This is a genomic window from Burkholderia sp. Nafp2/4-1b (assembly GCF_003635165.1).
Classification (GTDB): Bacteria; Pseudomonadota; Gammaproteobacteria; order Burkholderiales; family Burkholderiaceae; genus Burkholderia.
This window is the reverse complement of sequence record NZ_ML058604.1, coordinates 177,084-199,549: the sequence shown is the minus strand read 5'-3', so window position 1 is coordinate 199,549 and position 22,466 is coordinate 177,084. Positions and strand designations below refer to the sequence as shown.

At 66.3% G+C, this 22,466-nt stretch carries 19 protein-coding genes and 5 tRNA genes; 5 read left to right on the top strand and 19 right to left on the bottom strand.

The genetic code is table 11. From position 1 onward, the window contains the following. Window positions 1–165 precede the first annotated feature (165 nt). Window positions 166–1,473: an isocitrate lyase gene (gene aceA / locus C7H84_RS13910; protein ID WP_121859320.1), complete on the top strand. Its 1,308-nt coding sequence runs from the start codon at window positions 166–168 to the stop codon at window positions 1,471–1,473. Window positions 1,474–1,702: 229 nt separating this feature from the next. Here aceA and C7H84_RS13905 read toward each other — a convergent pair whose 3' ends face one another. Next, complete coding sequence (locus C7H84_RS13905; RefSeq protein WP_121859351.1) at window positions 1,703–2,137, bottom strand: universal stress protein; 435 nt, start codon at window positions 2,135–2,137, stop codon at window positions 1,703–1,705. Between the two features lie 195 nt (window positions 2,138–2,332). Beyond that, the gene (locus tag C7H84_RS13900) at window positions 2,333–3,238 is read right to left on the bottom strand and encodes a LysR family transcriptional regulator (RefSeq protein WP_121859319.1); all 906 of its coding nucleotides are present in this window, start codon (window positions 3,236–3,238) and stop codon (window positions 2,333–2,335) included. A gap of 153 nt (window positions 3,239–3,391) precedes the next feature. Here C7H84_RS13900 and C7H84_RS13895 point away from each other — a divergent pair, with 153 nt between their 5' ends. Continuing rightward, window positions 3,392–4,153, top strand: a complete 762-nt coding sequence (locus tag C7H84_RS13895; protein ID WP_121859318.1) for a haloacid dehalogenase type II — start codon at window positions 3,392–3,394, stop codon at window positions 4,151–4,153. A 67-nt stretch (window positions 4,154–4,220) separates the two neighbouring features. Next, entirely contained in the window at window positions 4,221–5,813 is a 1,593-nt protein-coding gene (aceB, locus tag C7H84_RS13890) for a malate synthase A (RefSeq protein ID WP_121859317.1), read from the top strand. A 131-nt stretch (window positions 5,814–5,944) separates the two neighbouring features. On the opposite strand, the gene C7H84_RS13885 is transcribed toward aceB, so the two are convergent. Further along, on the bottom strand, window positions 5,945–6,358 hold the full coding sequence (locus tag C7H84_RS13885; protein WP_121859316.1) for a gamma-glutamylcyclotransferase family protein: 414 nt from the start codon (window positions 6,356–6,358) through the stop codon (window positions 5,945–5,947). Between the two features lie 293 nt (window positions 6,359–6,651). Here C7H84_RS13885 and C7H84_RS13880 point away from each other — a divergent pair, with 293 nt between their 5' ends. Continuing rightward, a complete protein-coding gene (locus tag C7H84_RS13880; protein ID WP_121859315.1) occupies window positions 6,652–7,545 on the top strand; it encodes a helix-turn-helix transcriptional regulator in 894 nt (297 codons plus the stop codon). A 51-nt stretch (window positions 7,546–7,596) separates the two neighbouring features. Here C7H84_RS13880 and C7H84_RS13875 read toward each other — a convergent pair whose 3' ends face one another. The 7 genes from C7H84_RS13875 to gltX form a co-directional block, all read right to left on the bottom strand. Beyond that, entirely contained in the window at window positions 7,597–8,061 is a 465-nt protein-coding gene (locus tag C7H84_RS13875; RefSeq protein WP_121859314.1) for a GNAT family N-acetyltransferase, read from the bottom strand. A 324-nt stretch (window positions 8,062–8,385) separates the two neighbouring features. Beyond that, a tRNA-Asp gene (locus tag C7H84_RS13870) sits at window positions 8,386–8,462 on the bottom strand. Window positions 8,463–8,535: 73 nt separating this feature from the next. Next, a tRNA-Glu gene (locus C7H84_RS13865) sits at window positions 8,536–8,611 on the bottom strand. A 63-nt stretch (window positions 8,612–8,674) separates the two neighbouring features. After that, window positions 8,675–8,751, bottom strand: a tRNA-Asp gene (locus tag C7H84_RS13860). A 79-nt stretch (window positions 8,752–8,830) separates the two neighbouring features. Next, window positions 8,831–8,906 (bottom strand) — tRNA-Glu (locus tag C7H84_RS13855). Window positions 8,907–9,045: 139 nt separating this feature from the next. Beyond that, a tRNA-Ala gene (locus C7H84_RS13850) sits at window positions 9,046–9,121 on the bottom strand. 127 nt (window positions 9,122–9,248) lie between these two features. Continuing rightward, on the bottom strand, window positions 9,249–10,658 hold the full coding sequence (gene gltX, locus C7H84_RS13845) for a glutamate--tRNA ligase (protein WP_121859313.1): 1,410 nt from the start codon (window positions 10,656–10,658) through the stop codon (window positions 9,249–9,251). 279 nt (window positions 10,659–10,937) lie between these two features. On the opposite strand from gltX, the gene C7H84_RS13840 reads away from it, so the two are divergent. Continuing rightward, a complete protein-coding gene (locus C7H84_RS13840) occupies window positions 10,938–11,864 on the top strand; it encodes a patatin-like phospholipase family protein (protein WP_121859312.1) in 927 nt (308 codons plus the stop codon). A 141-nt stretch (window positions 11,865–12,005) separates the two neighbouring features. Here the strand turns inward: C7H84_RS13840 and C7H84_RS13835 are convergent, their stop codons facing one another. From C7H84_RS13835 to cyoB, 9 genes are all read right to left on the bottom strand, one after another. Further along, window positions 12,006–12,680 (bottom strand): C40 family peptidase, encoded by a 675-nt coding sequence (locus tag C7H84_RS13835; RefSeq protein WP_121859311.1) that lies wholly within the window; start codon window positions 12,678–12,680, stop codon window positions 12,006–12,008. Between the two features lie 128 nt (window positions 12,681–12,808). Continuing rightward, window positions 12,809–14,437, bottom strand: a complete 1,629-nt coding sequence (locus C7H84_RS13830) for a dipeptide ABC transporter ATP-binding protein (protein ID WP_121859310.1) — start codon at window positions 14,435–14,437, stop codon at window positions 12,809–12,811. Continuing rightward, window positions 14,434–15,531: an ABC transporter permease gene (locus C7H84_RS13825; RefSeq protein WP_121859309.1), complete on the bottom strand. Its 1,098-nt coding sequence runs from the start codon at window positions 15,529–15,531 to the stop codon at window positions 14,434–14,436. Before C7H84_RS13825 ends, C7H84_RS13830 begins: the two co-directional genes overlap by 4 nt. Window positions 15,532–15,606: 75 nt before the next feature. After that, entirely contained in the window at window positions 15,607–16,650 is a 1,044-nt protein-coding gene (locus C7H84_RS13820) for an ABC transporter permease subunit (RefSeq protein ID WP_121859308.1), read from the bottom strand. A 52-nt stretch (window positions 16,651–16,702) separates the two neighbouring features. Beyond that, window positions 16,703–18,586 (bottom strand): extracellular solute-binding protein, encoded by a 1,884-nt coding sequence (locus C7H84_RS13815; protein WP_121859307.1) that lies wholly within the window; start codon window positions 18,584–18,586, stop codon window positions 16,703–16,705. A 206-nt stretch (window positions 18,587–18,792) separates the two neighbouring features. Then, entirely contained in the window at window positions 18,793–19,155 is a 363-nt protein-coding gene (locus C7H84_RS13810; protein WP_121859350.1) for a hypothetical protein, read from the bottom strand. Between the two features lie 361 nt (window positions 19,156–19,516). Then, window positions 19,517–19,849 carry a cytochrome o ubiquinol oxidase subunit IV gene (gene cyoD, locus C7H84_RS13805; protein ID WP_121859306.1) on the bottom strand — a complete coding sequence of 111 codons (333 nt, stop codon included), beginning with the start codon at window positions 19,847–19,849 and terminating at the stop codon, window positions 19,517–19,519. After that, the gene (cyoC, locus tag C7H84_RS13800) at window positions 19,850–20,458 is read right to left on the bottom strand and encodes a cytochrome o ubiquinol oxidase subunit III (protein WP_121859305.1); all 609 of its coding nucleotides are present in this window, start codon (window positions 20,456–20,458) and stop codon (window positions 19,850–19,852) included. Next, complete coding sequence (gene cyoB / locus C7H84_RS13795) at window positions 20,458–22,464, bottom strand: cytochrome o ubiquinol oxidase subunit I (RefSeq protein WP_121859304.1); 2,007 nt, start codon at window positions 22,462–22,464, stop codon at window positions 20,458–20,460. Before cyoB ends, cyoC begins: the two co-directional genes overlap by 1 nt. Window positions 22,465–22,466 lie beyond the last annotated feature (2 nt).

Genomic DNA, 22,466 nt, shown 5'->3' with positions numbered 1-22,466 from the left:
ATTTCTCGAACTTCCTGAGCGAACCCCTGTTTCGCGTCGACCGGTTTGCCTAGACTCTTATACAAGACCTCACGAAACGACCCGCAACGCGCGCCGGGTTCGTGAACGGCATCAGCACCGTCCGATTCGACTCACCAGGCAATACACCGCATCAAGGAGCTCATCATGTCGCGACAGCAACAGGCACAGGAACTGCAGCAGCAATGGGAAACCGATCCGCGCTGGAAGGGCGTCAAGCGCAGCTACACGGCTGAGGACGTGGTCCGCCTGCGCGGCTCGATCGCCGTCGAGCACACGCTCGCCAAGCGCGGCGCCGAAAAGCTGTGGAACCTTATCAACGAAGAGCCGTTCGTCAACGCGCTCGGTGCGCTGACCGGCAACCAGGCGATGCAGCAGGTGAAGGCCGGCCTGAAGGCGATCTACCTGTCCGGCTGGCAAGTGGCCGGCGACGCGAACGTCGCGGGTGAAATGTATCCCGACCAGTCGCTGTACCCGGCGAATTCGGTGCCGCTCGTGGTCAAGCGCATCAACAACACGCTGACGCGCGCCGACCAGATCCAGTGGTCGGAAGGCAAGAACCCGGGCGACGAAGGCTACGTCGACTTCTTCGCACCGATCGTCGCGGACGCGGAAGCCGGCTTCGGCGGCGTGCTGAACGCGTTCGAGCTGATGAAGGCGATGATCGAGGCCGGCGCATCGGGCGTCCACTTCGAGGACCAGCTTGCGTCGGTGAAGAAGTGCGGCCACATGGGCGGCAAGGTGCTCGTGCCGACGCGCGAAGCGGTCGCGAAGCTGTCGGCGGCGCGTCTCGCGGCCGACGTGATGGGCACGCCGACCGTGCTGGTCGCGCGGACCGACGCCGAAGCGGCCGACCTGATCACGTCCGACGTCGACGACAACGACAAGCCGTTCCTGACGGGCGAGCGCACGGTCGAAGGGTTCTTCCGCACGAAGCCGGGCATCGAGCAGGCGATCTCGCGCGGCCTCGCGTATGCGCCGTACGCCGACCTCGTCTGGTGCGAAACGGGCAAGCCGGATCTCGAGTACGCGAAGAAGTTCGCGGAGGCGATCCACAAGCAGTTCCCGGACAAGATGCTGTCGTACAACTGCTCGCCGTCGTTCAACTGGAAGAAGAACCTCGACGACGCGACGATCGCGAAGTTCCAGAAGGAACTCGGCGCGATGGGCTACAAGTTCCAGTTCATCACGCTGGCCGGCTTCCATGCGCTGAACTACTCGATGTTCAACCTCGCGCACGGCTACGCCCGCACGCAGATGAGCGCGTTCGTCGAACTCCAGCAGGCCGAGTTCGCGGCCGCCGACAAGGGCTTCACGGCCGTCAAGCACCAGCGCGAAGTCGGCACCGGCTACTTCGACGCGGTCACGCAGACGGTCGAGCGCGAAGCGTCGACCACCGCACTGCATGGCTCGACCGAAGACGAACAGTTCTTCGACGGCAAGAAGGTCGCGTAACACATCGGCGCGCGAGCGCGCCGCGCCGATGCCGGCCCGTCACGCGACGACGCGGCATCGGCCGCACAAGACAAAAATCAGGGAGGAGACGGAAGGCGCGCGGCGATCCGCGCGACCCGCCGCGCGGCTTACGGCCGCCTGCAACGACGCGCGCCGGCTTCGTCCGGCGCGCCCTTTTTTCAGCGGCGCTGCCGCGCCGCCGCTCGCGCGGCCGCACACGGCGCCGCGTCTACCGATAGACGATCACCGGAATTTTCGTATGGGTCAGCACGCGCTGCGTTTCGCTGCCGATCAGCAGGCTGCCGAGCCCGCGGCGTCCGTGCGACGCCATGAAGATCACGTCGCAGCCGCCGCGCTCGGCCGCCTCGATGATGCCGAGGTACGGCGACGGATGCACGCTCGTCCAGCTGTCGCAGACGACGCCGGCCGCCTTCGCGGCCGCCTGCACGTCGTCGAGGTGCGCGCGCGCCTCGCGCTCGCTGCGCGCCCGGAAGTCGGCGGGCGGCTCGATGATCACTTCGGAAAACGGCGAGTACGGATACTGCGGCAGGCACGCATAGGCGGTGACCTGCGCGCCGACCGCGCGCGCCAGGTCGATCGCACCGTCGACCGCCTTCTGCGACAGTTCGGAACCGTCGGTTGGAACGAGGATGTGCCGGAACATCGCGCCCTCCTGCGTCAGTCGCACCGCGCGCGCCACGAACCCATGCGGGCCGGCCCCGGCGCGTCGCGCATGCCAGCTTCGATTGTAGTGCGCGAATCCGGGCGGCCGCAGCCGGCAGCGGGTTCGCCCTCATATCGGAAACACGCGGGCGAGCGCGCGCTGTTCGCCCCGCTCTTCGTCCCGTTCTTCGCCCCGCTACTCGCCCCAATATCCGGGCTGCTCGTACGTATGTTTCAGGTAATCGAGAAACAGTCGCACGCGCAGCGGCAGGTGGCGGCGCTGCGGAAACACCGCGTGGATGCCGATCGGCGGCGCCGCGAACGCGTCGAGCACGCTGACGAGACGGCCGGCGGCAATGTCGTCGCCGACCTCCCACCACGAGCGCCATGCGAGCCCGTAGCCTTCGAGGCACCACTCGTGCAGCACCGCGCCGTCCGAACATTCCATCGTGCCGTTCACGCGGATCGACACGACCTTGTCGTCCTCCTGGAACGTCCAGCCGCGCTGCTGGTTCGCGTTCGCGGCAAGCGCGAGGCAGTTGTGGCGCGCGAGCTCGGCGAGCGTCGCGGGTGTGCCGCGCCGCTCGAGGTAGGCGGGCGACGCGACGCACACACGCCGGTTCTCGCCCAGTTTCAGCGACACCAGCGACGAATCGGGCAGCTCGCCGAGCCGCACCGCGCAATCGAACCCTTCGTTGACGAGATCGACCATCCGGTCGGACAAGTCGAGCGTGACCGACACGTCCGGATGCGCGCCGCTGAATTCGGGCACGAGCGGCGCGACGTGGCGCCGTCCGAAGCCGGCCGGCGCCGAAATGCGCAGATGGCCGCTCGCCTTCACGCCGCCCGCGGACACGCTCGCCTCGGCGTTCTGCATGTCGTTGATGATCCGCTGGCAATCCTCGAGGAAGGCCGAGCCCTCGAAAGTCAGCGTCAGCTTGCGCGTCGTGCGCACCAGCAGCTTGACGCCGAGCCGCTCCTCGAGCGCGTCGAGGCGGCGGCCGATGATCGCCGGCGCGACCCCTTCCGCGTGCGCGGCCGCCGACAGGCTGCCCTTCGCCGCGACGGCGGCGAACGTTTCGATCTGTTTGAACCGGTCCATGACTCGTCGGGGCGGCGCTGCGCCCTTCAAAAAGCTTAAACCGGTCAAGATTAGGTATATGAAAGTAAAAGATCAAGTGATGATTAGCGTCTTTTTTAGCACCTGCGATCACGAATAGAATCCGCTTGACCTCTGAAACTGGAGCGCAAGGCTATGTCGGCCACAACGACACTCTCCTCTCCCGACGCAATCCTCTTCGACGCATTCGGCACGTTGTTCGACGTGCGTGCGGTGCTGGCCGCGGCGGAGCAGATGTTTCCCGGCCACGGGGAACGGTTGTCGCAGCTGTGGCGACGCAAGCAGATCGAATACTCGCAGTTGCGCACGCTCGCCGATCCTTCCGGCGCCCGCTATCGCCCGTTCCGCGACATCACGCTCGACGCGCTGCGGTTCGCCGCACGCCGGCTCGGCCTGACGCTGAACAGCGCGGCCGAAAAGCGGTTGATGGACGAATACGCGTGCCTGTCCACCTATCCCGACACGGTGCCGGCGCTGCGCAAGCTGCGCGCGCTCGAACCACGGCCGCCGCTCGCGATCCTGTCGAACGGCACCCCGCAGATGCTCGACATCGCGATCAAGAGCGCCGGCATGACGGGCCTGTTCGACCGCGTGCTGTCGGCCGACGCGGTGCGCGCGTACAAGCCGAGCCCGGTCGCGTACGCCCTCGGCACAGCCGCGTTCGGCGCGCATCCGCGCGACATCGTGTTCGTATCGTCGAACGCGTGGGACGTCGCGGGGGCCGCCTGGTTCGGCTACACGACGTTCTGGCTCAACCGCACGGGCGCGCCCGCCGAAGAACTCGGCGTGCCGCCCGACGGCACCGGCAGCGGCATGGCCGACCTGCTCGCATTCCTCGCCACCCCGGCTCCGTCCGGCAAACCCGCGAACCGCGCGCGCCCCGGCCCGGGCGCATGAGGTTCGCAGCGTTGCCGCCTTCCCCCTTCACCGAAACCGCAACTGACCGACCAAGGAGATGAGACTCATGAGCACCCCGATCACGCTGCCGCAAGGCATGACGATCACCGGCGAAATCAAGCCGGGTTACGAAGCGATCCTGACGCCTGAAGCGCTCGGACTCGTCGCTGCGCTGCACCGCACGTTCGAGCCGCGCCGCCAGGCGCTGCTGCAGGCCCGCGTCGAGCGCACGAAGCGCCTCGATGCCGGCGAACGCCCGGATTTCCTGGCCGACACGAAGGCGATCCGCGAAGGCGACTGGAAGGTCGCGCCGCTGCCCGCCGACCTGCAATGCCGCCGCGTCGAGATCACCGGCCCCGTCGAGCGCAAGATGATCATCAACGCGCTGAACTCGGGCGCCGATTCGTACATGACGGACTTCGAGGATTCGAACGCGCCGAACTGGACGAACCAGATCGACGGCCAGATCAACCTGAAGGACGCGGTGCGCCGCACGATCTCGCTCGAGCAGAACGGCAAGTCGTACCAGCTGAACGACAAGGTCGCGACGCTGATCGTGCGTCCGCGCGGCTGGCACCTCGACGAGAAGCACGTGACGGTCGACGGCCAGCGCGTGTCCGGCGGCATCTTCGATTTTGCGCTGTTCCTGTTCCACAACGCGAAGGAACTGATCGCACGCGGCTCGGGCCCGTACTTCTACCTGCCGAAGATGGAAAGCCATCTCGAGGCGCGCCTGTGGAACGACATCTTCGTCGCGGCACAGGAAGCGGTCGGCGTGCCGCGCGGCACGATCCGCGCGACGGTGCTGATCGAGACGATCCTCGCTGCATTCGAGATGGACGAGATCCTGTACGAGCTGCGCGAACACAGCTCGGGCCTGAACGCCGGCCGCTGGGACTACATCTTCTCGGCGATCAAGAAGTTCAAGAACGACCGCGACTTCTGCCTGGCCGAGCGCTCGAAGATCACGATGACGGTGCCGTTCATGCGCGCGTATGCGCTGCTGCTGCTGAAGACCTGCCACAAGCGCAACGCGCCCGCGATCGGCGGGATGAGCGCGCTGATCCCGATCAAGAACGATCCGGAAGCGAACGACAAGGCGATGGGCGGCGTGCGCTCGGACAAGCAGCGCGACGCGACCGACGGCTACGACGGCGGCTGGGTTGCGCACCCGGGCCTCGTGCCGATCGCAATGGAAGAATTCGTCAAGGTGCTCGGCGACAAGCCGAACCAGATCGCGAAGCAGCGCGACGACGTGCAGATCGAAGGCAAGAACCTGCTCGACTTCCAGCCGGAAGCGCCGATCACCGAAGCCGGCCTGCGCAACAACATCAACGTCGGGATCCACTATCTCGGCGCGTGGCTCGACGGCAACGGCTGCGTGCCGATCCACAACCTGATGGAAGACGCGGCGACCGCCGAAATTTCCCGCTCGCAGGTGTGGCAATGGATCCGCTCGCCGAAGGGCGTGCTCGACGACGGCCGCAAGGTGACCGCGGAACTCGTGCGCGAATTCGCGAAGGCCGAGCTCGACAACGTGAAGCGTTCGGTCGGCGGCAACACGCAGCCGTACGAGCGCGCCGCGGCAATCTTCGAACAGATGTCGACGTCGGAAGGCTTTACCGAATTCCTGACGCTGCCGCTGTACGAGGAAATCTGACGTCGACGACCCGGTCCAGCCGGACCGGGTGATCGACTCCCTGCCCGCCGCCGGTCGTTCGACACGGCGGCACGAAAAAAGCGCCCCGCGGGCGCTTTTTCCTTTGCTGCGCGGCGGTGTGCCGCGCGCGCTTACGCGGCTTCCCGCTCGCGCCGGTGCTGGACCCAGTCACCCGATGCGATGCGCGGGCGGTCGGCTGCCGCATGCGCGGCGACCGGATAGTAGACGCACGCGTACGCACGCCCGCCGAGCTCGACCGTGACCGGCTCCTGTCGGAACAGCGTGTCGACACCCGGATAGATGCGCTCGATTTCGTCGAGCACCGGCATCAGCTGCTCGTCGATTTCGTAGACGTCGCCCCACACGAGCGACCGGCCGGCCGATCCTGCGATCATGCCCGGATACGTGCCGAAATCGTACAGTTCGCCCGGCAGCGCGGCCGCCCCGAGCAGCGTCGGCGCGGCGATCCCGTGCCGCGCGGCCACCTGGCCGATGTCGTTGGCTTCTCCCGCTCTCAATGTGCCGTAGACGAATACGTAGCGCATCGTGGTTCTCCTCTTCACTTCAGGTGTTGCCGTGCCGTCGCGGCTGCACCGCTCGCGCGGCGACTCACCCGCATCGCCGGACTGCGTCGGAGTGCGCCGGCGGTCCGATGGTTCCGTTCGGCACACGGTGTCATGCAGACGCCGGTTCGGGCCTCGACCAGCGCCGGCCGAATTCCGCGCGGCCCCATACAAAGTTCATTTGAACGGTGCATTATCGGCCGAAAAACCGCCGCATGCGCCCGCGCGGCGCCTTCTAAAATAACGGCATCGCCGCCGCGCCGACCCAATCGTCCATGAATCCGCCTGCCCAAGCCGACGCATCGAACCCCTACGACGTCATCGACATCCCGCCCGAGTTCGCGCCGACGCGCGTCCACCCGATGCGCGTCCGGGCGCGCCAGGTCGACGCCGGCCGCCGGATTCCGCTGCACACGCACGCGTGGGCGCAGCTCGCGTATGCGTCGCGCGGCGTGCTGCGCGTCGCGACCACCGGAACGACATGGATGGTGCCGCCGTCGCGCGCGATCTGGGTGCCGCCGCACGTCACGCACGAGGTCGTGATCGTCGAGGACGCGTATCTGCGCACGCTGTATATCGACGAGTCGATCGTGCCGGACGGGCTCGACGCATGCCGCGTGGTCGAGGTGACGGGCCTGTTGCGCGAACTGATCGTCGCGCTCGACGCGCGCGACCTGAGCGACGCCCGCGAACGGCTGCTGTGCGGGCTCGTGCTCGACGAGCTGAGCCACGCCGAACCGCTGCCGCTCGCGGTGCCGATGCCCGACGAAAAACGGCTGCGCATGTTGTGCGAGGCGGTGCTCGCGCAACCGGCGCATTCGGAATCGCTCGAACACTGGGCGAGCGAGGTCGGCGCGAGCACACGGACGATCTCGCGGCTCTTCAAGCAGGAACTGGGCGTGAGTTTTTCGCAGTGGCGGCAGCAGGCGCTGCTCGCGCGCGCGATTCCGCTGCTGAATCAGGGGCGTCCGCTGTCGCATATCGCGCGCGAACTCGGCTACCAGAGCCAGAGCGCGTTCTCGGCGATGTTCCGGCGCGCGTTCGGCGAAAGCCCGCGCGCGTTCATGCTGCGCGGCTACGAGCATCGCGGCGCGGATGACAGCCTCGCGACCGACGAAGTGCCCGACGACGATCTGCCCGACGACGACGCGCTCGGCGTGGCGCGCTGACCGTCGCCGTGTAGCGCCCTGCGTCATGCCCCGCGTTGTACGGTCACGCACTCAGACCGCGCACACCATGTGACGGATCGATCCAAGCTGCGCGAACTTCGGCCCGGTGATGCGGTAACCCATGCGCTGGTAGAGCCGCGCAGCCGGATTGTCGACGAACACGCGCAACTGCAGTTCGTGCAGCCCGCGGGCGCGTGCCCAGCGGCGGGACATGTCGAGCATGTAGGTGCCGGCGCCCTGCCCGCGATGGCCGGCCGCGATCTGCACGTCGCGGATATGCAGCGAATCGCCCTCTTCGGTCACGCGCAGCACGCCGATCCGCTCACCGTCGGCTTCCAGGATGAAGTTCTCGGATTCACGCCAGCTCGCATAGAACAGGTCGCTGCGCCAGACGAGCCCGTGGCGCTTGTAGTAGCCGCCCATGTTGCCGTGCGTCAGCGCCTCGGCAAACGGAAAATCGCCAGGCTCCGCGGGCCGGAGCTGATACAGCAGTCGCAGGTCGGTCGGATCGAGCATCGCGCGGGGGTCAAGTACGCATCCCGCCACGATAGCGCAGTCGCGCCCGGATGCAATCGCGGATTTCTCGTAGCGGCGCAGGCAGAGGCAGGAAGCGGCGACACAAATGAAAAAGCCCGCACAAGGCGGGCTTTCTCATTTCTGGCGGAGCGGACGGGACTCGCCTACATCCCGCAGGCCGCGGTTGCGCGTGCACGCGCAACCCTTCTCGTCCCACCGGAAGCCGCGCAGGCGGCTTCCTCCGCTCCGCAGTCATGCGCACGCAAGCGAGCGCAATGGACGATACAAATGAAAAAGCCCGCACAAGGCGGGCTTTTTCATTTTTGGCGGAGCGGACGGGACTCGAACCCGCGACCCCCGGCGTGACAGGCCGGTATTCTAACCGACTGAACTACCGCTCCATTCTTGCTTCTTGCCTGGCAGGCGTCGGTTACTTCCTGCCGGCGCATCGTTTGTTCGAACGACGCCGAAATCTGGCGTCCCCTAGGGGATTCGAACCCCTGTACTCACCGTGAAAGGGTGATGTCCTAGGCCTCTAGACGAAGGGGACAACGTACTGCTTACATCCTTAATACAAAAGCCCGCTCAAAAACGTCTTGAACGGGCTTCGTTCTGGCGGAGCGGACGGGACTCGAACCCGCGACCCCCGGCGTGACAGGCCGGTATTCTAACCGACTGAACTACCGCTCCAATTCCTGCACCGTTACCTGCAGGACGTCGGTTACGTTCCTGCAAGCCTCGCGACACTTCTATGAAACGCCGCTGAATCTGGCGTCCCCTAGGGGATTCGAACCCCTGTACTCACCGTGAAAGGGTGATGTCCTAGGCCTCTAGACGAAGGGGACATGATCTTTTCAGATCCGTCTGACTTTCGCTATTCACTTAACGTCAACAGCGAAGGCCGAAATTCTAACTGCTTTAAATCATTTTGTGAAGCATTTATTACTACTACCACTGCTTCGCAAATCAATCTTTTTGTTCTGATGGTGGAGGTAAGCGGGATCGAACCGCTGACCTCTTGCATGCCATGCAAGCGCTCTCCCAGCTGAGCTATACCCCCTTGCAGAACAGAAATGAGATTATATGGACCGAATTTGAACTTGTAAATACCCTTTTTGCGATTCGAGCGAAATTTTTTGCGAAGCCGCCGCGACATCACGCACGGACGGCCCCGCACCGCCCCAACCTCAGGCCAACGCTGCCTCGATACGCGACACCACGGCATCGCGACCGAACAGCACGAGCACCGCATCGATCGACGGCGTGTGCGTCGTACCGGCCACGAGCAGGCGCACCGGCATCGCGAGCTGCGGCATCTTCAGCTTGTGCGTCGCGAGCGTCGCCTTCAGCGCGGCGGACACCGCCTCCTTCGTCCAGTCGGCCGCCTTCAGCGCGGCAACGAGATCGGCCAGCGCCGGGCGCACCACGTCGGTCACGTGCTGCGCGAGCGCGTCGGCGTCCGGCGCCGGCACGCGATAGAACATCGCGGCGCCTTCGGCGATTTCCTTCACCGTCGTCGCACGGTCCTTCATCAGGCCGACCACCGCATCGAGTGCCGGGCCCGTCGCGATTGCCGTGTCGTCGACACCGAGCGCATCGAGGAACGGCTTCGCGAGCGCGGCGAGGCGCGCGTTGTCGGCTTCCTTGATGTAGTGGGCGTTCAGCCAGCTCAGCTTGCTGTGGTCGTACTGCGCGGGCGACTTGCCGAGGTGCTCGAGGTCGAACCATTCGACGAACTGTTCGCGCGAGAAGATTTCGGCATCGCCGTGCGACCAGCCGAGACGCGCGAGATAGTTGACCACGGCCTCCGGCAGGAAGCCCGCGTCGCGATACGCCATCACGCTCATCGCGCCATGCCGCTTGCTCATCTTCTCGCCCTGCTCGTTCAGCACGGTCGGCAGGTGCGCATAGACGGGCGGCTCGCCGCCGAGCGCGCGCAGGATGTTGATCTGGCGCGGCGTGTTGTTCACGTGGTCGTCGCCACGGATCACGTGCGTGATGTTCATGTCCATGTCGTCCACGACCACGCAGAAGTTGTAGATCGGCGTGCCGTCCGGACGCGCGATCACGAGGTCGTCGAGCTCCTCGTTCGAGATCTCGACGCGCCCCTTCACGGCGTCTTCCCACACGACCGTGCCGGTCAGCGGGTTGCGGAAACGCAGCACCGGCTTCACGCCGGCCGGCGGCTCGGGCAGCACCTTGCCCGGCTCCGGACGCCACGTGCCGTCGTAGCGCGGCTTGAGGCCGGCCTCGCGCTGGCGTTCGCGCAGCGCGTCGAGTTCCTCTGCCGACATGTAGCACGGGTACGCGAGGCCCTGCTCGAGCATCTGCGCGAGCACCGCGCGATAGCGGTCCATGCGCTGCATCTGGTAGATCGGGCCTTCGTCGAAATCGAGGCCGAGCCACTGCATCCCTTCGAGGATCGCGTCGACGGCTTCCTGCGACGAACGTTCGACGTCGGTATCCTCGATACGCAGCACGAACGTGCCTTTCATCTTGCGGGCGAACGCCCACGGATAAAGCGCGGAGCGGATGTTGCCGAGGTGGATGAAGCCGGTGGGACTCGGCGCGAAGCGGGTACGGACAGGACGGGTCATAAACGGTAACTCGAACGCCTGGGGCGCATGAATGATTCGACGCGGGATCGACGGCGACAGCCCGGACAGCAAGGGGCCGGCCGCGCCCGGGACGGGAAAGAAGCCGGAATTATACTCGCGCCGGTCATCGCGCCAAGCGCGCCGCTTGCTTTATGATGTGCGCGCCGCGGCCGCCAGCCGGCGCCGCGCCGGCCGCCCGGATCCCGCCGCACGGCCGCACGGAACCTATCGCCGCCGCGGGCCGCACGACCCGCCGCCAAGCCGCCGGAGAACCATTCGATGTCGTCCCCTCGCCTGTCGCGCCGTCACTTCACGATCGCGTGCGCGTCCGCCAGCCTCGCCGCCTGCACGTCGTTCGGCGACAAGTCCCGTTCCGACAACGCCGCGAATTCCGCGCAATCGCACGAGAAGCCGGTGAAGATCGGCATCGCGCTCGGCGGCGGCGCCGCCCGCGGTTTCTCGCACATCGGCGTGCTGAAGGCGCTCGAGGCGCGCGGCATTCCGGTCGAGATCGTCGCGGGCACGAGCGCGGGCTCGGTGGTCGGCGCGCTGTACGCGTCGGGGATGACCGGGCTGCAGATCAACAAGATCGCGCTCGACATGGACCAGGCGGCGATCAGCGACTGGGCGCTGCCGTTCCGCTCGCGCGGACTGCTGCAGGGCGTCGCGCTGCAGAACTTCCTGAACAAGACGCTCAGCAACCGGCCGATCGAAAAAATGGCGAAGCCGCTCGGCGTCGTCGCGACCGACCTGCAGAGCGGTCAGCCGATCCTGTTCCAGCAGGGCAACACGGGGCTCGCGGTGCGCGCGTCGTGCAGCGTGCCGTCGGTGTTCGAGCCGGTGAAGATCGGCAACCGCGAGTACGTCGACGGCGGCCTCGTGAGCCCGGTGCCCGCGTCGTTCGCGCGCAAGATGGGCGCGAGCTTCGTGATCGCGGTCGATATCTCGTCGCGGCCGGACGGCGCGGCGACCAGCAACCCGATCGAGATGCTGCTGCAGACCTTCACGATCATGGGCCAGACCATCAAGACGTACGAACTCGACAAATACGCGGACGTCGTCATCCGTCCGAACCTTGCCGCGATGGGCGGCAGCGACTTCAACCAGCGCAATGCGGCAGTCCTCGCGGGCGAGGAAGCCGTCGCGCGCATCATGCCGGAACTGCAGCGCAAGCTCGCGGCGGCCCGCGGCGTCGCGGCCGCGTAAGCGGACAGAAAACGGGGCGAAGCGGTGCGTGGCGCGTCACCGCGCGCCACCAATGACAGCCTACCGCGCGCCCCAAAACAAAAAAACCCTGCCGCCTTTCGGTGACAGGGTTTTCTTGATCCGGCCGATCGCCGGCGAGCGTCAGTTGCTGCCGTTCGCCGCGTCGTCGCCGAGCGTCGCGCGCACGCGCTGGCGCAGGTCGTCGGCCTTCATCGGAAACTCCGATTCGAGGCGGCGCGCGCCGGTGAAACGCTTTTCCCAGTAGCCGCTGTCGAGATCGTCGACGCGAATCGTGCTGCCCGTCGACGGCGAATGCACGAACTTGTTGTCGCCGATGTAGATGCCGACGTGCGAGAACGTGCGGCGCATCGTGTTGAAGAACACGAGGTCGCCCGGCTTCAGGTTGCTCATGCTCACCTTCTCGCCGACGCGGCTCATTTCTTCCGCGCGACGCGGCAGCGACATGCCGAGGGTGTCCTGGAACACGTAGCGGACGAAGCCGCTGCAGTCGAGGCCCGAATCCGGCGAGTTGCCGCCCCAGCGGTAACGCACGCCGATCATGTTGAGCGCGCCGACGACCACGTCGCCTGCCTTGCCCGCCATGCCGGCGAGGAACGACTTCGCGCCGCCGCTCGACGGCTGCGCAGTGGTCTGCTGGAGGGAGGAAGCCGACCCGATTTGAGTCGAATTCGTGACATTCTGGTTAAAACTGCTGACTTCGTCGGCGAACGCGCCGGGAGCTGCTGCGAACAGGGCGCCGATGAACAGCCCGGCGAGGGTGCGCGCGCATGCCTGGGTCAGGGATCGATGCTGCATTGGTCGATGGAATGTGCTTAAAAATCAGCTGATTGGCGGAAAATTTCGGTCGATACTAGCCAGCGCGTAATCGTTTGTCAAAACAAATTAATAAATACAATCGAGATGGTCAGACCATTGGACGCCTATCACGCTTTCCAGACCGCTTTCAACAGCTTTTGTGTGTAAGGATGTGACGGCTTCGCGAAGATATCGGCCACCTCCCCGGACTCCACGATCGCCCCGTCCTGCATGACCGCGACGCGGTGCGCCATCGCGCCGATCACCTCCAGGTCGTGGCTGATGAATACATAGCCGAGGTTGTATTTCTGTTGCAAATTCGCGAGCAGCTTCAACACCTGCTGCTGGATCGACACGTCGAGCGCGGACGTCGGTTCGTCGAGGATCAGGATGCGCGGCTCCAGCACGAGCGCGCGCGCGATCGCGATCCGCTGACGCTGGCCGCCCGAGAATTCGTGCGGATAGCGATGCAGCACCGTGCGGTCGAGGCCGACTTCGCGCAGCACGGCCAGCGACTTCGCACGGCGCGCGTCCGGGCCCAGCTCCGGGCGATGCAGTTCGAGCCCCTCGCCGACGATCCGCTCGATCGTGTGGCGCGGCGACAGCGAGCTGAAGGGATCCTGAAAGACGACCTGCATGTTCGAGCGCAGCGCGGTTTGCTCGCGGCCGCGATAGGTCGACAGCGCGCGCCCCTGGAATTCGATTTCGCCGTGCGCCGTCTTCTGGAGCCCGAGCAGCGCCATCGCGAGCGTCGACTTCCCTGAGCCGGATTCGCCGACGATCCCGAGCGTCTCGCCCTGCCGCACCGACACCGACACATCCGCGACCGCCGTCACCGGCACCGTGCCGAACCAGCCCGCGAAACCCGGCCGCTTGCGCGCGAACTGCACGCTGACGTGGCGCGCATCGAGCACGACGGGCGCGATCGGCATCACCGGCGCGACCGCGCGCTGCGGCCGACTGTTCAGCAGCCGCTGCGTATACGGATGCTCCGGCTCCGCGAAGATCCGCTCGACCGGCCCGCTTTCGACCAGCTTGCCGCGCTCCATCACCGCGACCCGCTCGGCGAAGTGCCGCACGAGGTTCAGGTCGTGCGTGATCAACAGCACCGCCATCCCGCGCTTTGCCGCCTCCTCGCGCTGCAGTTCGAGCAGCAGGTCGACGATCTGCGCGCGGATCGTCACGTCGAGCGCGGTCGTCGGCTCGTCCGCGAGCAAGAGGCGCGGCCGGCACGCGAGCGCCATCGCGATCATCGCGCGCTGCCGCTGCCCGCCGGACAACTGGTGCGGGTAGCTGTCGACGCGCCGCTCCGGCTCCGCGATGCCGGTGCGCGCGAGCAGCGCGATCGCGCGCTTGCGCGCGTCGGCCGCCGTCACGCCGTCGTGCAGCACGATCGTCTCGCCGATCTGCGCGCCGATCGTATACAGCGGGTTCAGCGCGGTCATCGGCTCCTGGAAGATCATCGCGATGTCCGAGCCGCGCAGCCCGCGCATCTCGCGCTCGCTCTTGCCGGCGAGGTCGTGCCCGGCAAAGCGGATCGTGCCGCTCACGTCGGCGTCGCGCAGCAGCCGCAGGATCGACAGCGCGGTCACGCTCTTGCCCGAGCCCGACTCGCCGACGAGCGCAACGCGCTCGCCGCGGCCGATCGCGAGCGTCACGTCGTCGACGGCCACCGTGTCGCCGAAACGCACGTGCAGATGCTCGAGCGACAGCAGCGGTTCGCCCGGGTTCGCGTTCGCTACGATCGGCTCGCTCATCGCTGGCCTCCCGCCGCGCGCACCGAATCGGCAATCCGCGTGTCGAGCGCGTTGCGCAGCGCGTCTCCCATGAAGGTCAGCAGCAGCAGCGTCGCGACCAGCACGCCGAACGTCGACAGCGAGATCCACCACGCGTCGAGGTTGCCCTTGCCCTGCGCGAGCAGCTCGCCGAGGCTCGGCGTCGGCGGCGGCACGCCGAGCCCGAGGAAGTCGAGGCTCGTCAGCGCCAGGATCGCGCCGCTCATCCGGAACGGCAGGAACGTGATCACGGGCGTCAGGCTGTTCGGCAGCACGTGGCGCCAGATGATCTGCCAGTTCGTGAGGCCCATCGCGCGGGCCGCGCGCACGTAGTCCTGCGTGCGATTGCGCAGGAATTCGGCACGCACGTAGTCGGCCAGGCCGATCCAGCCGAACAGCGACAGCAGCACGATCAGCAGCAGGAAGCTCGGCTCGAAGATCGACGCGAAGATGATCAGCAGGTAAAGCTCGGGCAGCGAACTCCAGATCTCGATCAGCCGCTGCCCGACGATGTCGATGCGCCCGCCGAAGAAGCCCTGCACCGCGCCCGCGGCGATCCCGAGCAGCGTGCCGATCACCGTGAGGATCAAGCCGAACTCGACGGACACGCGGAACCCGTACACGAGCCGCGCAAGCAGGTCGCGGCCCTGCGCGTCCGTGCCGAGCCAGTTCGCGCGTGACGGCGGCGCCGGGTTCGGCACGGTCGAGAAGTAGTTCAGCGTGTCGTAGTAATAGCGGTTCGGCGGATAGACGACGAAGTTGCCGGGCGCCTCGAGCCGCTTGCGCACGTACGGGTCGAGATAGTCGGCCGGCGTCGGGAAATCGCCGCCGAAGTTCGTCTCCGGGTACGCATGGAACATCGGGAAATAATACTGGCCGTCGTAGCGCACGACGAGCGGCTTGTCGTTCGACCATAGCGGCGCGGCGAGGCTCGCGGCGAACGCGACGACGAAGATCACGAAGCTCCAGTAACCGAGGCGCTGCTGGCGAAAGCGCTGCCAGACGCGGCGCGCGGGCGACGGCGACACGCGCGCACGCGCGGCGTCGATGCGGGACGACACGACGGCCCGGTTCATCGCGTACCTCGCCCGGCGAGCGCGGGCATGCAGATGAACATGCCGGCGAGCAGCGTGCGGACGGACGGTTTCATGTCAGCGCTCCAGGTTGTCGAATTGAATGCGCGGGTCGACCCACACGTAGCAGAGGTCGGAGATCAGCTTGGTCGCGAGCCCGATCAGCGTGAACAGGTACAGCGTGCCCAGCACGACCGGATAGTCGCGCCGCACCACCGACTCGTACGACAGCAGCCCGAGGCCGTCGAGCGAGAACAGAGTCTCGATCAGCAGGCTGCCGGTGAAGAACGCGCCGATGAACGCGGCCGGGAACCCGACGATCAGCGGCAGCATCGCGTTGCGGAACACGTGCTTCCACAGCACCGTGCGCTCGGCGAGCCCCTTCGCGCGTGCGGTCAGCACGTATTGCTTGCGGATCTCGTCGAGGAACGCGTTCTTCGTGAGCATCGTGACGACCGCGAAGCTGCCGACGACCGACGCCGTGATCGGCAGCGCGATATGCCACAGATAGTCGAGCACCTTCCCGATCAGCGACAGCTGCGCGAAGTTGTCCGACGTGAGCCCGCGCAGCGGGAACAGCTGCCAGAACGAGCCGCCGCCGAACAGCACGAGCAGCAGCACGCCGAGCACGAAGCCCGGAATCGCATAGCCGACCAGCACGACGAGGCTCGTCGCGACGTCGAACGGCGAGCCGTTGCGCACGGCCTTCGCGATGCCGAGCGGCACGGAAATCAGATAGGTGATGAAGAACGTCCACAGCCCGATGCTGATCGACACCGGCAGCTTCTGCACGATCAGCGACCACACGCTCTGGTGGCGGAAGTAGCTATCACCGAGATCGAAGCGCGCGAAGCGCTTCAGCATCAGCCAGTAGCGTTCGAGCGGCGGCTTGTCGAAGCCGTACAGCGCCTTGAGCTGCGCGAGCTGCTGCGCATCGACGCCCGTATGCGCGCGCATCCCGAACGGCGTCGCCCCCTGCTCCGTCGCGCCCTTGCGCAGTTCCTGCACGGCCTGTTCGACCGGGCCGCCCGGCACGAACTGGATCACGGCGAACGTGAGCGTGAGCACGCCGACGAGCGTCGGGATCATCAGCAGCAGGCGTTTGAGGATGTAGCTCCACATAGGGCGGCGACTCGCGATCGATAGGCTGGATTGAACGAAGGGCCGGCAGGCTTCAGTGACCGGGATTGGCCCACCAGGTCGACACGACCCAGCCCTCGGCCGAATAGTACAGCGGCAGCGTCTGCGGATAGCCGAGCGTGCGCTTGTATGCGATCCGGTGCGTGGTGCTGTACCACTGCGGGACCGCGTAGTAGCCGTGCATCAGCACGCGGTCGAGCGCATGCGTCGCATCCAGCAACTCCTCGCGCGTCTGGGCGGTGCCGAGCGCGTGCAGCAGCGTGTCGACCGCCGGCGACTTCAGGCCGATCAGGTTGTCGGAGCCCGGTTCGTCCGCGAACTTGCTCGCGTAGCGCGAGTATTGCTCGGCGCCCGGCACCTGCACGCCCGGCAGCCGGACCGTCGTCATGTCGTAGTCGAACGCGTCGAGCCGCTTTTGCAGCAGTGCGTAGTCGGCCGTGCGAAAGCGCGCGTCGATGCCGAGCTTCGCGAGATTGCGCTGATACGCGGTCACGATCCCTTCCATCGCCGCGCCCGAGTCGTCGAGGATCTCGAACGTGAACGGCTCACCTTGCGCGTTGCGCAGCGCGCCGTCGCGGTAGGTCCAGCCGGCCTGCGCGAGCAGCGTCCGCGCCTTCAGCAGGTTCGCGCGCAGCGAGCCGGGCGGGTTCGTGCCCGGTTGCGTGACCATCGGGCCGAACACGGCCGGGTCGAGCTGTGCGCGCAGCGGTTCCAGCAGCTTCAGCTCGCCGGGGCCGGGCGTGCCGGTCGCCTGCAGGTCGGTGTCGGCGAAATAGCTGTCGAGGCGCGTGTATGCGCCGTAGAACAGCTGGCGGTTCAGCCATTCGAAGTCGAACGCGAGATCGAGCGCCTCGCGCACGCGCACATCGCGAAACAGCGGCCGGCGCTGGTTCATGAAGAAGCCCTGCATGCCCGCGCCGTTGTGCTGGCGGAATTCGCGCTTGACGAGCTCGCCGCTGTCGAAGCGCTTGCCGACGTCGCGCCGCGCCCAGTTGCGCGCGATGTATTCGACCAGCACGTCGTATTCGCCGGCCTTGAACGCCTCGAGCCGCGCGACGCCGTCGCCGTACAGCTTGTAGACGATCCGCTCGAAATTGTGGGTGCCGACCCGCACCGGCAGGTCGGCACCCCAGTACGCGGGATTGCGCCGGTACGTGATGGTGCGGCCGTTGTCGTAGCGCTCGATCTGGTACGGGCCGCTGCCGATCGGTTGCTCGAACGCGAGCTGGTCGAACGGAATCCGCGAGCCGTCCGCGCGCAGCCCCCACTTGCGCGAGAACACCGGCATGCCGCCGGCGATCAGCGGCAACTCGCGGTTCGTGCTGCGGAATTCGAAGCGCACGGTCGAACGATCGATCACCTCGGCCTTCGCGATATCGGCGAAATACGCACCGAATTGCGGCGCGGCCTGCTTGCTCTTCAGCGTATCGAACGAAAACTTGACGTCGTCGGCCGTGACCGCGTCGCCGTTCGAGAAGCGCGCGCGCGGGTTCAGGTGGAACGTGACCGAGCGGCGGTCCGGCGCGATCGCGATGTCGTCGGCGAGCAGCCCGTACGCGGACGCCGGTTCGTCCGAGCTGCCGGTCGCGAGGCTCTCGAACAGCATGTCGATGCCGGGCGCGGGGTTGCCGCGCATCGTGAACGGGTTGAATTTATCGAACGACGTCAGCCGGCTCGGGTTCGCGAGCACGAGCGTGCCGCCCTTCGGCGCATCCGGGTTCACGTAATCGAAATGCTTGAAGCCCGGCGGATATTTCGGCTCGCCGTACTGCGCGATCGCATAAGCCGCGTGTGCGGCGGTCGCGGCCAGTACCGCCTGCAGTGCCCATACCGCCGCGATGCGGCCGGCGGCCCGTGCCGCATGCGCGGCGCCGAAGCGGATGCGTGCGGCGGTGGTCCGGGGCGAACCCTTGGTCATAGAGTAGAGGCTCTGTCGGTCGATTGAGGGATGGAACGTGGGTCGATTCTACCCATTCAATTCGACGTCGAGCCAACTCGCGGGTTTTCATGCGTGGCGCCCGCGCGTCGCGCCCGCTGCCTCTCACCCGCGCAGGCAAAAGAAAACCGCCACGCGGGCGGTTCTCTTTCACTGCGCGCACGCGTCGGGCGTGCGCCGCGTGCCGGTCAACGCCAGCCGTTATGGCGGCCGTTATCCCAGTGACCGCGATCGCGATCGCCGCCCCAGCCGCGGCCATGATGACGATACCAGTCGTCGCGGCCCCAGTAGCGGCGGCCGTCCCAGTAGCGATCGCCGTGCCAGCCGATCACGATCGCCGGTGCCGGCGCATAGACGGGCGCCGGTGCATAGACAGGCGCCGGCTGGTAGACGACCGGCGGCGGCGGCGGCGCATACACGGGCGCAGGTGCGACGTAGACCGGAGCCGGCACGCCGACGTTGATCCCGACATTGACTCCCGCCATTGCTGCGCCCGACACGAGCAAGGCCGTCATACCGGTCAAGAGCGAGGCAACACGCAAAGTCTTCATGGATTCCTCTTCGAGTTGTTTCATGTGTGATTCGACTATAGCGGCAAGCACCGGCCCCGCATATTTCAAGTTTGTAAGAACTGATGCGCGGCATCGCAACCGGAAGGGTGCGCTAACGTCTTGTAACAATTGGCGGCCCGGAGCGGAGGCTGCAGCCTCTCCCCGCCGCCGCGCCTTGGCGTTCGGGCCTGACGCGCCGCTCGAATGCGTGCTCGCCGCGCCGCATCATACTGCTTCCGGCCGGTTCGTCGCGTCCGTAGGCCAACGCCGTCGAAGGTGCGCGCCGGGATCCCGCGGACGAAAAAAAAGCGGCACGTGCGTGCCGCTTCTACATGACCGGCGCATCGCGCCGCGACGCCGCTCAACGCGACATCATGTTCATGCTGACGTTGTGCATCACCCACAGCGTGCCGACGATCAGGATCGCCGCGGTGAGCACGGTGTAGCTGAACGCCATCACGTTCCAGCGCTGGCCGGACGAAGCGTTCATGTGCAGGAAGTACACGAGGTGCACGACGATCTGCACGAACGCGAGCGCGGCAAGCGCGATCAGCGACGCGTGCGGCGACAGCACGCCGCCCATCACGAGGCCGAACGACGCGGCGGTGAGCAGCACCGACAGGATGAAACCGGCGACATAGCCGCCGACGCTGCCGTGCCCTTCTTCGAGTTGAGACGAATGCGAATGGGCCATTTAGATCACGCTCGCGAGATAGACAAAGGAAAACACGCAGATCCACACGATGTCGAGGAAGTGCCAGAAGAGGCTCAGGCACGTGAGGCGCCGCAGGTCGCGATCGGTCAGGTCGCCGCCGCGCATCACGATCTGCCCGGCGAGCACGAGCATCCACAGGAGACCTGCCGTCACGTGCAGCCCGTGCGTGCCGACCAGCGTGAAGAACGCCGACAGGAACGCGCTGCGCTGCGGGCCCGCGCCTTCCGCGATCAGGTGCGAGAACTCGCGCAGCTCCATCGCGAGGAACGCCGCGCCGAGCACGAACGTCACCGCGAGCCATGCGAGCAGCGCACCGCGCCGCTGCTTGTATGCGGCAAGCATCGCGAAGCCGTAGGTGATGCTCGACAGCAGCAGCGCGGCGGTTTCCACCGCGACGCCCGGGATGTCGAACAGGTCCTTCGCGGTCGGCCCGCCCGCGTACTGGCTGCCGAGCACCGCGAAGGTCGCGAACAGCGCCGCGAAGATCACGCAGTCGGTCATCAGGTACAGCCAGAAGCCGAACACCGAGTGCGACGGCGGATGGTCGTCGTGCTCGAGCAGGGTTGCACTCAAGGTTTTCTGCAACATCAGTTGGCCTCCAGTTCCACGTCGTCGACATGCGTGGCCACGCGCGCCGCCGGTTGCTTCTCTTCGATCTTGCGCACCTTCGTCGCCGGGATGTAGTAGCCGTCGTTGTCACGCGAGCTGTAGACCACCAGCGTCGCGACGATGCCGACCAGCCCGCCGATCGCCATCCACCAGATGTGCCACACCAGCGCGAAGCCGAGCACCAGGCTGAAGATCGCGACCACGAGGCCCGCACAGGTATTCGACGGCATGTGGATGTCGCGGATCGCCGCCGGGTTCGGCCGGCCGTCGCCGCGCGCCTTCATGTCGGCGTACGCGTCGAGCGTGCGCACGTGCGGAATCACCGCGAAGTTGTAGTCGGCCGGCGGCGACGAAGTCGCCCATTCCAGCGTGCGGCCGCCCCACGGATCGCCCGTGGTGTCGCGGTATTCCGGCAGGTTGCGGTTGCGGATGCTGACGACCAGTTGCAGCAACTGGCACGCGATGCCGATCGCGATCAGCACGGCGCCGAACGCGGCGACCAGCAGCCACGGATGCCACGCCGGGTTGTCGTAGTGGTTCAGGCGCCGCGTCATGCCCATGAAGCCGAGCACGTAGAGCGGCACGAACGCGACGTAGAAGCCGACCTGCCAGAACCAGAACGCCGCCTTGCCGAGCTTCTCGTTCAGCTTGAAGCCGAACGCCTTCGGGAACCAGTAGTTGAAGCCCGCGAGATAACCGAACAGCACGCCGCCGATGATCACGTTGTGGAAGTGCGCGATCAGGAACAGGCTGTTGTGCAGCACGAAGTCCGCGCCCGGGATCGCCATCATCACGCCCGTCATGCCGCCGAGCGTGAACGTGACCATGAAGCCGATCGTCCACAGCACGGGCGTCGTGAATTCGATCCGGCCGCGGTACATCGTGAACAGCCAGTTGAACACCTTCACGCCGGTCGGGATCGCGATGATCATGGTCATGATGCCGAAGAACGCGTTCACGTTCGCACCGGAACCCATCGTGAAGAAGTGATGCAGCCACACGAGGAACGACAGCACCATGATCGCGCAGGTCGCGTACACCATCGTCTTGTAGCCGAACAGCGGCTTCTTCGAGAACGTCGCGATGACTTCCGAGAAGATGCCGAACGCGGGCAGGATCAGGATGTACACCTCCGGATGGCCCCACGCCCAGATCAGGTTCAGGTACAGCATCGCATTGCCGCCGGCTTCGTTCGTGAAGAAGTGCATGCCGAGGTAACGGTCGAGGCCGAGCAGCGCGAGCGTCGCGGTCAGGATCGGGAACGACGCCATGATCAGCACGTTCGTGCACAGGGCCGTCCACGTGAACACCGGCATCTTCATCAGCGTCATGCCGGGCGCGCGCATCTTGATGATGGTCACGAAGAAGTTCACACCGGTCAGCAGCGTGCCGACGCCCGAGATCTGCAGCGCCCACAGGTAGTAGTCGACCCCTACCCCCGGGCTGAATTGCAGCTCCGACAGCGGCGGATACGCGAGCCAGCCCGTCTGCGCGAATTCGCCGATCACGAGCGAGATGTTGATCAGGATCGCGCTGACCGCCGTCATCCAGAACGACAGCGAGTTGATGAACGGGAACGCGACGTCGCGCGCGCCGATCTGCAGCGGCACGACCAGGTTCATCAGGCCGACCATGAACACCATCGCCATGAAGAAGATCATGATCACGCCGTGCGCCGTGAAGATCTGGTCATAGTGGTGCGGCGGCAGGTAGCCGGGCGCGTTGTACGCGAGCGCGAGCTGCATGCGCATCATGATCGCGTCGGCGAAGCCGCGCAGCAGCATGATCAGCGCGACGATGATGTACATCACGCCGAGTTTCTTGTGGTCGACCGTCGTCAGCCATTCCGTCCACAGCCACTTCCACCGGCCGGTGATCGTCAGCGCGGCGAGAACGCCCAGCACGGCCAGCCCCATGAAGGCACCGGCCACCATGATGATGGGCTGATCGAACGGGATCGCCGCTAATGTGAGTTTGCCGAACATGC

Coding starts and splice junctions, on each gene's coding strand:
- C7H84_RS13830 (WP_121859310.1), bottom strand. CDS start 14,437: ATGAGCGAGCCGATCGTAGCGAACGCGAACCCGGGCGAACCGCTGCTG.
- gltX (WP_121859313.1), bottom strand. CDS start 10,658: ATGACCCGTCCTGTCCGTACCCGCTTCGCGCCGAGTCCCACCGGCTTC.
- C7H84_RS13825 (WP_121859309.1), bottom strand. CDS start 15,531: ATGAACCGGGCCGTCGTGTCGTCCCGCATCGACGCCGCGCGTGCGCGC.
- cyoD (WP_121859306.1), bottom strand. CDS start 19,849: ATGGCCCATTCGCATTCGTCTCAACTCGAAGAAGGGCACGGCAGCGTC.
- C7H84_RS13875 (WP_121859314.1), bottom strand. CDS start 8,061: ATGCTCGATCCGACCGACCTGCGACTGCTGTATCAGCTCCGGCCCGCG.
- C7H84_RS13820 (WP_121859308.1), bottom strand. CDS start 16,650: ATGTGGAGCTACATCCTCAAACGCCTGCTGCTGATGATCCCGACGCTC.
- C7H84_RS13880 (WP_121859315.1), top strand. CDS start 6,652: ATGAATCCGCCTGCCCAAGCCGACGCATCGAACCCCTACGACGTCATC.
- cyoB (WP_121859304.1), bottom strand. CDS start 22,464: ATGTTCGGCAAACTCACATTAGCGGCGATCCCGTTCGATCAGCCCATC.
- C7H84_RS13905 (WP_121859351.1), bottom strand. CDS start 2,137: ATGTTCCGGCACATCCTCGTTCCAACCGACGGTTCCGAACTGTCGCAG.
- cyoC (WP_121859305.1), bottom strand. CDS start 20,458: ATGTTGCAGAAAACCTTGAGTGCAACCCTGCTCGAGCACGACGACCAT.
- C7H84_RS13885 (WP_121859316.1), bottom strand. CDS start 6,358: ATGCGCTACGTATTCGTCTACGGCACATTGAGAGCGGGAGAAGCCAAC.
- C7H84_RS13810 (WP_121859350.1), bottom strand. CDS start 19,155: ATGAAGACTTTGCGTGTTGCCTCGCTCTTGACCGGTATGACGGCCTTG.
- C7H84_RS13895 (WP_121859318.1), top strand. CDS start 3,392: ATGTCGGCCACAACGACACTCTCCTCTCCCGACGCAATCCTCTTCGAC.
- C7H84_RS13900 (WP_121859319.1), bottom strand. CDS start 3,238: ATGGACCGGTTCAAACAGATCGAAACGTTCGCCGCCGTCGCGGCGAAG.
- C7H84_RS13815 (WP_121859307.1), bottom strand. CDS start 18,586: ATGACCAAGGGTTCGCCCCGGACCACCGCCGCACGCATCCGCTTCGGC.
- C7H84_RS13835 (WP_121859311.1), bottom strand. CDS start 12,680: ATGCAGCATCGATCCCTGACCCAGGCATGCGCGCGCACCCTCGCCGGG.
- aceB (WP_121859317.1), top strand. CDS start 4,221: ATGAGCACCCCGATCACGCTGCCGCAAGGCATGACGATCACCGGCGAA.
- C7H84_RS13840 (WP_121859312.1), top strand. CDS start 10,938: ATGTCGTCCCCTCGCCTGTCGCGCCGTCACTTCACGATCGCGTGCGCG.
- aceA (WP_121859320.1), top strand. CDS start 166: ATGTCGCGACAGCAACAGGCACAGGAACTGCAGCAGCAATGGGAAACC.